Origin of the sequence: Hadarchaeum sp. (SeqCode) (assembly GCF_038871235.1) — an archaeon.
Lineage (GTDB): Archaea > Hadarchaeota > Hadarchaeia > Hadarchaeales > Hadarchaeaceae > Hadarchaeum.
Genome location: NZ_JAVZIN010000016.1, coordinates 1 through 10,941, shown reverse-complemented (window position 1 = coordinate 10,941; position 10,941 = coordinate 1). Strand labels below are relative to the sequence as shown.

The window sequence follows — 10,941 nt, the reverse complement described above, 5'->3', positions numbered from 1 at the left end:
ATGGCGGAAAGAATTTTGATCGATAATGGAATTGTTGTCACCATGAATCCCAAGCGCGAGATCCTCAGGAACGCCTCAGTTCTGGTTGAAGGAGATAGAATCGTTGATGTTGGTGTTGCTGCCGAGGTGAGGCGGAGGCACAAGCCAGACACTGTTATCGATGCCGAAGATAAGGTGGTGATGCCCGGACTGGTGAACCTCCATTTTCACTCTGACAACATGTCTAGGAGCGTTGGAGAACACATGGGCTTGGAGGAGTGGCTTGACAGCCTTTATTATCCCATGTTGAAAGCAATGACAGATGAGGACGTTTATTACACAGCCTTACTTGCCTATGCAGAGGCCTTGCTTTCCGGAACTACGATCGTAAATGACATGTATATCAAGCTTCAAAGTTGCGCTAAAGCGGCAGAGAAGGTAGGAATTAAATCAGTTCTTTCAAGCACTACAGCAGATTTGGTTGAAGGTTTGGAGAGTCTTGATGATAACGAAAAGGCGATCAGAGAAATAAAATCAACAAGCGGAAGAGTGAAGGTCTGGCTGGGAGTTGAATGGCTCCCGCTTTGTTCCGATGAATTTCTTCAGAGAACAAGAGAGCTTGCTGATAGATATAAAACCGGAATACACATCCACCTCAACGAGTCAAAGGGAGAAGTAGCTACATGTTTGGAAAAATATGGTAAGAGGCCCACGGAGCGTGCTTATGAATTCGGCGTCATGGGCCCCGATGTAGTTGCGGCCCACTGCGTCTGGCTTTCAGAACGGGAGATGAGGCTCTACGCGGAAACCGGGACCCACATCTCACACAATCCAGTCTCCAACGCCAAGCTGGGAAACGGGCTCGCCAAAATACCTGAACTGGTTGAACTCGGGGTTAACGTTGGCTTGGGAACGGATGATGCCCCATGTAACAATACGGTTAATATGTTTGAGACGATGAAGTTCGCCTCACTGGCCCAGAAGTCGAGGTTCACCGATGCCTCCAAGATGCCGGCGATGCAGGTGCTGGAGATGGCGACGCTGAACGGAGCCAAGGCGCTGGGGATGGAGAGGGAGATCGGCTCCATAGAGGTGGGCAAGAAGGCCGACATCATCCTCATCGACCTGAACGTCCCCAACATGAGGCCCATCCACTTCGGCGAGTACTCCAACATCTGCCAGAACCTGGTTTATTCCTCGTTGGGCAACTCGGTGGACACGGTGATGGTCGATGGCCAGGTCGTCGTCGAGGGCCGCAGGCTGAAGACGATGGATCTGGGCGAGATCATCAGAAGGCATGGGGAGCTGGCGGCGGACCTGCTGGAGAGACGAAAGAAGTACATCAAACCCCTACCGTTTTAAAAGGAGCCTGTGATAGCCATCCTGTAAAGGTCGAATAAGTCCTCCTTAGAAGTAGGTCTGGGGTTCGAGGGTATTATATCAGTTTTTTCTACCAGTTCAGCGATATCCTCATTTTTCACTCCGATATCCTCAAGCTTTTCAGGCAATCCTAACTTTTTACCCAGTTCTTTGATTAATTCCACAGCCCTTTTAGCACCTTTCTCAGATGGGAGATGACTGACATCTTCACCCAATATTGCGGCGATTTTTCGAAGCTTTTCCACACAAAATTTCAAATTATGATACATCACGACTGGAAGCAGTACACCACAGAGCAAACCGTGCGGCAGATCGTACTTGCCCCCTATAGCATGGGCCAGCCCGTGAACGTTGCCCAACCTAGCATTGGCGGTGGCTATTCCTGCTAACAGACTGCCAAGGAGCATATTGGATCGAGTTTCAATCTCGTTGCCATTTTTTACTGCTGTTTCGATGTTGTTCACGATCAATTCAATGGCCTTTTCAGCATAAATGTCGGTCAAAGGATTGGCCATTTTTGATATATAGGATTCAATGGCGTGGGAGAGCGCGTCCATCCCCGACCAAATCGTGATACTTGGCGGTAGCTTTAGGGTCAGCTCAGGATCCAGAATGGCTGTCCTTGCGGTGAGATGCCAGCTTAAAAACAGGGTTTTTTTCTTTTCTGCACTGGCAGTTATCATTGCCGCGCGGCTGACCTCGCTACCAGTTCCTGCAGTGGTTGGAATCAGGAGCAGTGGTAAAGATGGGAATTTGAATTTATCAATCCCTCGGTATTCCCATAAGTTTCCCGGATTGGTTGCCATGGCAGAGATAATTTTAGCCACATCCATCGGGCTCCCCCCGCCGATACCTACAACTAAATCGCAATTTTTTTCTTTCAAAATCCTCAATCCATTCTCCACATCTTTATCCTTGGGATTTGGTTCCACACCATCGAAGACAGCTAGGTCAAGTCCTTTTAGAGATTCAACCAGTTTTTTAACCAGATCAGTTTTTATCAATCCCTTATCAGTGACGATTAAAATCCTGTTTCCGCCAAGAGCTCTCAATTCTTCAGCAGTCTTGTCAATGCTGCCCGGACCAAAAATTATCTTGGGGACTATTCTGAACTCAAACATTAACAGTACCTCGTTATTCGTTGAGGTTTTATTGTCTTAAGCCTTGTGAGATTCATTCATCAAAATACGCAACCGCCTTTACAGCGATCATCCACTTTTCGGATAGAAGCCTGCTTACTTCCACGATTGTGCAAACAGGCCAATAGTCCTTAAAATACTCTCCCCTGACTTTTCTAAATATATCCAAGTTTTTCATGTCCGTTAAAAAAGCAGTCAGTTCAACAATGTTGCTCAGATTTCCTCCAGCTTCAGTCACGACTTTCTCCAAGTTGTAAAATACTTGTCTTGCCTGTGTTTCGAAGTCGCCTTCACTAACTGTTTCGCCTTTAGCGTTTTCCGGAACTTGGGCGCAGACAAAGAGAAAGTTACCCGCTCTTATGGCGCGCGAGTATCCTACTGCTGGGGGCATGTCTTTTATCTGGAAAATTTTCCTCATTGCTCTTACCTACTATTTTTCGTTGAAGGCCAGTATGTAGGCCGCGTAGAGCTTGGCAGCGTCGACGAGTTCTTTAACGCTTATTTTTTCATTGATTATGTGCGCGTCTTCAATCCTGCCCGGACCGCAAATGGCCGATGGTATACCGAACTTTGAAAACCAACCAGCGTCTGAGACGGATGGCCATATTGAAACCTCCGGCTTCTTCCCCAATATTTTTTCCCTCACTTGAAGCAGAAGTTTAACATATGGGTTGTTTTCGTCAATGTCCGCCGATGGAAATACTTCCCCTTTTTCCCTGACTAGCGATTCGCCGCCCCACGTGATTTCCGGCGGATGTTTTCGCAGCCAGACATCAGCTTTGGCGACGTTTATTACGTGATCTGTTATTTCCTTTTTGATGTCTTCAACGTTTTCATTTGGTAAAAAGTGGGCCGTGTACCATATCTTGCATTCATCAGGTATGAATATCGGGTTTCTACCCCCCTCGATCACGGACGGATTTAAGGTGGTGATCCCTGGGGAAACTCTAGGATATTTTTTCATAACCCCCCAATGTCTCTCGAGTTCCTGCATGCCTTCAATGATCTTACACATCTTTTCTATGGTGTTGGCTGCTTCAACCCCGCCACCGGCGTGGATCATCTTGTGTCTGACGGCGTCGTGGTAGACCTCTGGGCTTTTTATTTTGATCCAGAAGGTAATGACTCCACCTTGCCCTTGGACCTCTAATCCGTTTGGTTCGGGAATCAAGGCAAAGTCGCACCTGTATCCTTTTTCCAGCAGTCTTTTTGTTCCCGGTTCACCAGCTTCTTCACCGATTACCGATTGAATCATCAGGTTGTGTTTCAGTTCTAATCCACTTTCAGCGATAATTTTTACTGCAAAGAGTGCAGCAGCGAGGCCGCCTTTCATATCAGTTGAGCCGCGTCCGTAAAGGTACTGATCATCGTAAAACCCTTTGAAAGGATTAAAGTCCCACTTTTCATCCTCTTTTACCTCAGCCACATCAACATGGCCGTTAAAGGCGAGGGTTTTTCCACCTTTTTTACCTTCGAGTGTGCCAACTAGATCAGGTTCACCTGGGTAGACATCGACCATTTTCACTTGCATCCCAGTCTTCTTCATTTCGCTTGCCAGCCACTTTTGCAAGGGTAACGTGTTTTTTGCCGGAGGGTTCGGAGTTTTGAATGAGATCAACTTGGCAGCATATTTCAAGAGTTCTTCCTTTCTTTCGTCTACTTCAGATAAAAGTTGGTTCATAGTTTTCATTTAATCCCACGATTTCATATGCGAACTTTCATAAAAATTTAAGTGTTGAAAAATTTAGCCGAATTCGGCTTTTTTCAATAAAATTGGGTGAAAGAGTTTTGGGAAGACTTATAAATGAACCTTAAAAATTTATAGGCTTCCGCGAAGAAGAGAAAAAAGTATGAAAGTCAAAGTTAAGTTCATTGGCGCCTTTCGCGATGCGGCGGGAGTGAAGGAAGCGGAGATAAATGATGTTAAAAACATTAGAGATCTATTTAGCGCTTTGGTCAAAAGATTCGGTGAAAAGTTGAAAAAGGAAATGTTTGATCCTAAAACCAACAGATTGCTTGATTGGGTTTTTGTCTCCCTAAATGGAAAAACTGTTAGATTGCCTGATGATTTTGAAACATCTTTGAAAGACGGTGATGTTGTAATTATTTATCCGCCTCTCGCCGGTGGATGATTTTTGCTGTTTAAGGCTTTCTCTTATCCGGAGGTTGTCTAATAATTCATTTTTATTATTTTTGGACAATAGTAAATTGATTTTTGGAGCTGGACCAGGAGTGGGGGGACAACCCATAAGGAGGTACCCATATGAGACACCCCCACTACTGGAAGGCGTATCACGCCTCAAAACTGTATGACAAATTGGAGATATTTAAAATCTGCTCACGAGTCGTGAGCATCCTCGGCCCGCCTTGGCAGGTCTCCAAACGTGGGCGTCTGCCCAAGTTCCGTCCAGAACTGTACGCCGCGATGGGTATCTTCAGGAAATATTTCGGCTCCAGCCTTCGCGCCGCTGAAGGGGAAACCCCTCTTCTGATAGGCCTCAGGATGGATCATGCAACCATTTGGTGGGGGCTCCAGCGCATGCCGATTGTCTATTTTGAGCGGGCGCTCGAACTCCTGTACGAACTAATTGCCAAGCTGTTCAAGTGCGAGATCTTCATCACGGACTCGACCGGTGTTGAAACGGATCGCTACCAAGAGCGCCGGAGGGCGCTCAAAACATGCCCGGAGCGCGAATTCGTTAAGCTGCACGTGCTCGAGGGTTATTCGCGCGAGGCGGGCCTCGTGCCCATAGTCGCCGCGAGGGTGACGCGGGGTCAAGCGCACGATTCGCCGCAGTTCAAGTGCCTGCTAAAAAATTCCGCGGCGGAGGCGAACCCCTGCTAGGCGACTCGGCTTACGACGCGGCCAAGAACTTCGAACTCGCCAAAAGGCACGGGTTCGAGCCCGTGATCAAACTCAAAAACATCGGGCTCAAGGGGCTCCTGCGCAGACAGGCGGCCCGCGATTTCGATCGGAACCGTGAACTCTATCGCATGCGGGGTGTGGGTGAGGCACCGTTCGGCGGGTTCGCCGTCAGGTATGAAAGTCGGACGAGATGTAGACTGCTTAAAACGAGGGCAATCGATTCCCTCTTGATGGCGATTGCGCACAATCTCCGCACCTACGCGCGGGCGCGCGCGATGAAGAGAATGAAGATTTTTATTTGTAGATTTATTAGACAACCTCTCTTATCCGAATCCAAAAAGACTTTGGAAAAACTTATTAAGTTTAGAATTGATTCCCCACACATGAATAATGAAGAAATTAAGGAAAAGAGGAAAATGCTCTTTACTGATGAGAGGAGATGCACGGGCTGTCGGACGTGTGAGCTAGCTTGCGCCTTTTACCATTATAAAGAAAAGAACCCCTCACGAGCGCTTCTCAGAATAGTAAAGCTTGAGAACAAGCTTAGGGACGTTCCGGTCGTTTGCAGGCACTGTGAAAAAGCACCCTGTATGGAAGCATGCCCTGTGGGCGCCATCAGCAGGAACAAGGACACAGGTGCTGTAGTGATCGATCAAAATATATGTATTGGGTGCAGGGCCTGTGTTGAGGCTTGTCCCTTCTCGATAATCATAGTTGATCCGAAGACAAACAAAGTGACAAAATGTGATCTTTGTGGCGGAAATCCAAGGTGCGCTATGGTTTGCCCAATGGGTGCTGTTTTCTACGCTCGGCAGGACGTGGGTCCCAGAATCTTGGCCAGAAATAGAATTGAGAAAAAAATTTTAGAGAAGCCTTGAATGGGTGAAAAAAATGGAAAAGGAAAAAATCTATGGTTGGGCTGGAACCATCATCAGGGTTGACCTTTCTCGAGAGAAGATAGTGAAGCAACCATTGCCTAAAGATCTCGCCATGAATTTTTTGGGCGGAGCCGGGATAAATGCGAAAATTTTGTACGATGAGGTGGGTCCAGAAATTGATCCATTCGATCCTGAGAACAGGCTCATCTTTGGAACCGGTCCTTTGACAGGAACCATGATTCCTACCAGTGGCAGGTACACGGTCACCGCCAAGGGGGCTTTCACCTTTGCTTTCGCCGACAGCAATTCGGGCGGCCACTGGGGCCCGGAATTAAAATTCGCTGGTTATGATCACATAGTTTTTCAGGGCAGATCCAGCAAGCCTGTTTATCTCTGGATAGACGACGACACGGTTGAGCTCAGGGACGCGAGCAAAATATGGGGTAAGGATGTCTTCCAATCTGACGATATTTTGAAGGAGGAAATCGGTGATCCTGATATAAAAATAGCCTTGATCGGTCCGGCGGGTGAGAATCTAGTTAGGGACGCGGCCATCATGAACGACAGAGCTAGAGCCGCAGGATGGGGTGGTGTTGGCGCTGTCATGGGTTCGAAAAAGCTGAAGGCGATAGCCGTTCGTGGCACCAAGGGCGTCCAAGTGGCGCATCCGGAGCTGGTCGAAGATTTGTTCAAAAAATGTGTCGAAATGATGAAAGGATCGGCGAAGTACAAGTGGTACAGCTATTATGGAAAACCTTGGCTCACCTGGTTGAGAAATGAAAAGCAAAAGTCCAATCCGACAAAGAACTTTACCCTTCCAAGGGTGCCGGCTTCAGAGTTTCCCAAAGTGGATCATGAGGCCTTCGCCAAACACATAGTTAGGTGGAAAGGATGTTTCAACTGCCAGATGCACTGTGGCCACGTGCTCAAAGGGTTGGAGGGGCCATTCAAGGATTTGATTGGCGAAGGTTACGAATACAACCAGATGATTGATGGTTACATGATGGGAATATTTGATTTGAATTTTGTGCTGAAATGGGCAGTGGAGACCAACAGGCTGGGAATAGACTGCGATGGTCCAGCCTATGCCATCGCTTGGGCTATGGAGCTCTGGGAACGCGGATTGATATCTGAAAAGGACACTGGAGGCATAAAGCTTGAATGGGGCAATCAAGAGGCAGCGTTAGCCATGCTGGATAAAATAGTTCGCCGTGAGGGATTTGGTGATTTACTCGCCGAAGGAACTAGACTTGCCGCCAGAAAATTTGGTAAAGGCAGTGAAAAGTTCGCCCACCAAGTTAAAGGCGGGAGAATGGAAATAGATCCAAGGACTGGTTGGGGAACTGCACTTTCCCATGCTACATCAACTAGGGGTTCAGATCACCTCAAAGGGATGCCGCTCAGCAATGCGTATGGAAAATGGGCTGGTGTTGAATATAATTTTGCCGACGACAGCAGTACTGAAAACAAGGCCGAGGCGGTGATATTTTTCGAGAACATGAATGCAGTCATCGATTCATTGGCGGTTTGTAAAAACGTGACTTGGACGCAGAGTGAGGATAGCTTTGGTTTACCTGAATATGCGGAGTGGATGTATGCGGTGACTGGTCTTAGCTATACTGCTGAAGGATTATTAAGGATAGGTGAGAGAATATACAACGTCGAAAGGGCTTTCAACTCCAAGTGTGGCCTAACCAGAGATGATGACAATTTTCCCGATAAATTCTTCACCGAGCCAATTGAATCAAAAATCAAGCGCTTGGACAGAGAAACCTTTGAAAAGCTAAAGGACAGGTACTATGGGCTGAGGGGCTGGGATGTGAAAACTGGGCACCCAACCAAGGCAAAGCTTGAAGAGTTAGGTTTGACGGATATTGCTGAGGATCTGATAAAAAGAGGCATAATTCAGGGGTAAAATTTTTTATGATTATCGATATCCATGCCGAGATAATCACTAAGGGTTATTTGAGCCGCCTGTTGAAGTTCCGTGGTGTGCCGAGGATAGAGAAAAAAGATGGAGGCTACCTGATTTTTTATGGAGATGGCTTAGCCTATCCTTTTGACGAGAGAATGTATGATTTGAGTGTTCGAGAGAAAGAGATGGACAAGAGCGGAGTTGATCTTCAAGTTCTCGGTCTTGCTATACCCGGCGTTGACATGTTTCGAAAGAGTGTTGCTGAGGAGATCGCAAAGGAGACCAACAACGAGCTATCTGAAATTACTCAGAAAAATTCCAGATTTTTGGCGTTTGCTACTGTCCCCATGAAATATCCGGATCTAGCCGTTAAAGAGGTGGAAAGGTCTGTAAATGAACTTGGGCTGAGAGGCCTCAAAATACCCTCTAACGTTAACGGCAAACCATTGGACTGGGAAGGGTTTTACCCGATTTATGAAACCGCGGAAAAGCTGGAGCTTCCAATTTTAATTCACCCCACCACGCCGTTGATGAGCGAAGTGATGATGGAATACGGGTTGACAACTGTGGTCGGTTTTCTCTTTGATACGACACTGGCTGTTTTGCGGCTCATTTTCGGAGGAGTACTCGAGAGGTATAGGGGGCTTAAACTAATACTACCACATGCCGGGAGCGTTATACCTTATCTCATAAGTAGGATAGATCACCAGTACAATATCAACCCCGATTGTAAAGAAAAAATATCCAAGCCTCCAAGCGAATATTTCAAAAGGATTTATGTTGACACAGCCCAATCATTTTATTTACCCGCTTTCTCCTGTGCTTATCAACTCTTGACGGCGGATAAGGTAGTGCTCGGAAGCGATTATCCTTTCGTATCGCTGGAAAAATCGGTGGAGTTTATCAAAAACCTAAACATCTCTGATGAGGAGAAGGAAAAGATAATGGTTGAAAACGCGAAAAAGCTTTTGAAGCTCGTGTAAATAGCAAACATTTGACTTTTCTGATGAAACCAATATCGTAAAAATCTACTTTTTTAAATGGGGGCGGATCCAAAAAAAGGTTAAACCAATAGGTTTTTATTTGTTTGTGGTGTCGGTTTTTTGATGAAATCCTCTCAATCTTCCGAAGATGGCGAATATGTCTTAGAGATGAAGGGAATCACTAAAAGGTTTCCTGGAGTCTTGGCTAACGATCATATTGATTTTTCTTTGAAAAAAGGTGAGATCCACAGCATTCTTGGCGAAAACGGTGCTGGAAAATCAACCCTAATGAAGATCCTTTATGGTCTTTACCAACCGGACGAGGGCGAGATAAAAATTTGGGGGAAAAAGGTCAAAATAAAATCACCTAAGGATGCCATTGAACTCGGCATTGGTCTCATTCCGCAGATAAGCATGCTGGTCCCGACCTTAACTGTTAGGGAGAATATAGTTTTAGGGCAGGAGCCATCCAGAGGTCCATTCGTTGATAAAAAAGAGGAGGAAAGAAGGATAAAAGAGCTGCAAAATAAGTTTGGAATAGAAGTCCCTCTTGACGCAAAGCCTTGGCAGCTTTCGGTTGGAGAAAAGCAGAAAGTGGAAATACTGAGGGCGATTTATCGTGGAAGTAAGATTTTGATTATGGATGAACCCACCTCAATGCTTTCACCGCCAGAAAAAATGGCCCTTTTGCAAAGCATGGAGAAAATGGCGAATTCAGGGATAGCCTCAATACCATTTATAACTCACAAGATACCGGAGGTCTTGGCAGTAAGTGATAGGATAACAGTTTTGAGGCGGGGCAAAGTCACGGGCGTATTTTCAACCAAAAAAGTTTCCCGAGATAAGATCATAACCAGCATGATTGGCAGAGAGATCGAGTCTGAGGTGAAAATACCTCACGTGAAAGAAGGTGAAAAGATTATTGAAGTTAAGGATCTGAAAAGTTACAATGATAAGGGGTTCCTTGCAGTAAAGGGGGTTTCCTTTTCTGTTAGGGCAGGTGAAATATTCGGCGTGGCGGGGGTTGCCGGGAATGGCCAAAAAGAACTGGTTGAGGCCATAGTTGGGCTCAGAAAAGCAGTAAGTGGTAAAGTTTTATATCGCGGTAATGATATTACGAACAAGCCGCCGTCAGTATTTCGCAACCTGAATGTGGGGTTTGTTCCCGGTGAACGCTTGGAGCGCGGTATTGTTCCGCATCTAACGCTTTATGAAAACGTTGCGCTGAGCTACTACAAAAAATCACCGTACTCAAAAAGAGGCATGATGAATTACGATGAAATTATCAAACTGACAAAGAAACTTATGGAAGAATTTGATATCAGGGCGCCTACACCGCGAACCATCGCTAGGACACTTTCAGGTGGAAATTTGCAAAAACTTCTTCTGGCTAAAGAACTCTCCTCCAACCCTGATTTTATTTTAGTGGAGGAGCCCACCGCTGGCCTTGACGTAGGCTGCCAAGAATTTATTCATAACGTTTTCTTGAGGCAAAAAAAGGAAAAAAAGGCGATACTTATGTTTTCGGGTGACTTGGATGAAATAATGAAGCTCAGCGATACTATTGGAGTAATGTATGAGGGTGAGATGGTAGCGATTATACCTAGGCAAGAAGCCACGAGGGAAAGGGTCGGTGACTTGATGGTTGGAAAGAAGATTTGATGGGGTTGGAATATGGCGGAAAGAATTTTGATCGATAATGGAATTGTTGTCACCATGAATCCCAAGCGCGAGATCCTCAGGAACGCCTCAGTTCTGGTTGAAGGAGATAGAATCGTTGATGTTGGTGTTGCTGCCGAGG

Annotated in this window: 10 protein-coding genes; 7 read left to right on the top strand and 3 right to left on the bottom strand. The window is 46.2% G+C overall.

All coding sequences use genetic code 11. From position 1 onward, the window contains the following. On the top strand, nt 1-1,341 hold a 1,341-nt coding region (locus tag QXT02_RS06730), incomplete at its 5' end, for an amidohydrolase (protein WP_342812717.1). On the opposite strand, the gene QXT02_RS06725 is transcribed toward QXT02_RS06730, so the two are convergent. The 3 genes from QXT02_RS06725 to QXT02_RS06715 are packed head-to-tail and all read right to left on the bottom strand — an operon-like array spanning nt 1,338 to nt 4,188. Beyond that, entirely contained in the window at nt 1,338-2,480 is a 1,143-nt protein-coding gene (locus QXT02_RS06725; protein WP_342812716.1) for an iron-containing alcohol dehydrogenase, read from the bottom strand. The genes QXT02_RS06730 and QXT02_RS06725 overlap by 4 nt on opposite strands. Before the next feature lie 52 nt (nt 2,481-2,532). Continuing rightward, the gene (locus QXT02_RS06720; RefSeq protein ID WP_342812715.1) at nt 2,533-2,916 is read right to left on the bottom strand and encodes a RidA family protein; all 384 of its coding nucleotides are present in this window, start codon (nt 2,914-2,916) and stop codon (nt 2,533-2,535) included. Between the two features lie 12 nt (nt 2,917-2,928). After that, a complete protein-coding gene (locus tag QXT02_RS06715) occupies nt 2,929-4,188 on the bottom strand; it encodes an acetylornithine deacetylase (protein WP_342812714.1) in 1,260 nt (419 codons plus the stop codon). Between the two features lie 160 nt (nt 4,189-4,348). On the opposite strand from QXT02_RS06715, the gene QXT02_RS06710 reads away from it, so the two are divergent. From QXT02_RS06710 to QXT02_RS06685, 6 genes are all read left to right on the top strand, one after another. Next, nucleotides 4,349-4,630 carry a MoaD family protein gene (locus tag QXT02_RS06710; RefSeq protein ID WP_342812713.1) on the top strand — a complete coding sequence of 94 codons (282 nt, stop codon included), beginning with the start codon at nt 4,349-4,351 and terminating at the stop codon, nt 4,628-4,630. 131 nt (nt 4,631-4,761) lie between these two features. Then, on the top strand, nt 4,762-5,343 hold the full coding sequence (locus QXT02_RS06705; protein WP_342812712.1) for a hypothetical protein: 582 nt from the start codon (nt 4,762-4,764) through the stop codon (nt 5,341-5,343). Further along, the gene (locus QXT02_RS06700; RefSeq protein WP_342812711.1) at nt 5,301-6,242 is read left to right on the top strand and encodes a 4Fe-4S dicluster domain-containing protein; all 942 of its coding nucleotides are present in this window, start codon (nt 5,301-5,303) and stop codon (nt 6,240-6,242) included. Before QXT02_RS06705 ends, QXT02_RS06700 begins: the two co-directional genes overlap by 43 nt. A 13-nt stretch (nt 6,243-6,255) precedes the next feature. Then, a complete protein-coding gene (locus QXT02_RS06695) occupies nt 6,256-8,157 on the top strand; it encodes an aldehyde ferredoxin oxidoreductase family protein (protein ID WP_342812710.1) in 1,902 nt (633 codons plus the stop codon). 8 nt (nt 8,158-8,165) lie between these two features. Continuing rightward, nucleotides 8,166-9,140, top strand: a complete 975-nt coding sequence (locus QXT02_RS06690; protein WP_342812709.1) for an amidohydrolase family protein — start codon at nt 8,166-8,168, stop codon at nt 9,138-9,140. Between the two features lie 123 nt (nt 9,141-9,263). Then, entirely contained in the window at nt 9,264-10,802 is a 1,539-nt protein-coding gene (locus QXT02_RS06685) for an ABC transporter ATP-binding protein (protein WP_342812708.1), read from the top strand. Nucleotides 10,803-10,941: the final 139 nt, after the last annotated feature.

Coding starts and splice junctions, on each gene's coding strand:
- QXT02_RS06690 (WP_342812709.1), top strand. CDS start 8,166: ATGATTATCGATATCCATGCCGAGATAATCACTAAGGGTTATTTGAGC.
- QXT02_RS06715 (WP_342812714.1), bottom strand. CDS start 4,188: ATGAAAACTATGAACCAACTTTTATCTGAAGTAGACGAAAGAAAGGAA.
- QXT02_RS06720 (WP_342812715.1), bottom strand. CDS start 2,916: ATGAGGAAAATTTTCCAGATAAAAGACATGCCCCCAGCAGTAGGATAC.
- QXT02_RS06725 (WP_342812716.1), bottom strand. CDS start 2,480: ATGTTTGAGTTCAGAATAGTCCCCAAGATAATTTTTGGTCCGGGCAGC.
- QXT02_RS06710 (WP_342812713.1), top strand. CDS start 4,349: ATGAAAGTCAAAGTTAAGTTCATTGGCGCCTTTCGCGATGCGGCGGGA.
- QXT02_RS06685 (WP_342812708.1), top strand. CDS start 9,264: ATGAAATCCTCTCAATCTTCCGAAGATGGCGAATATGTCTTAGAGATG.
- QXT02_RS06705 (WP_342812712.1), top strand. CDS start 4,762: ATGAGACACCCCCACTACTGGAAGGCGTATCACGCCTCAAAACTGTAT.
- QXT02_RS06695 (WP_342812710.1), top strand. CDS start 6,256: ATGGAAAAGGAAAAAATCTATGGTTGGGCTGGAACCATCATCAGGGTT.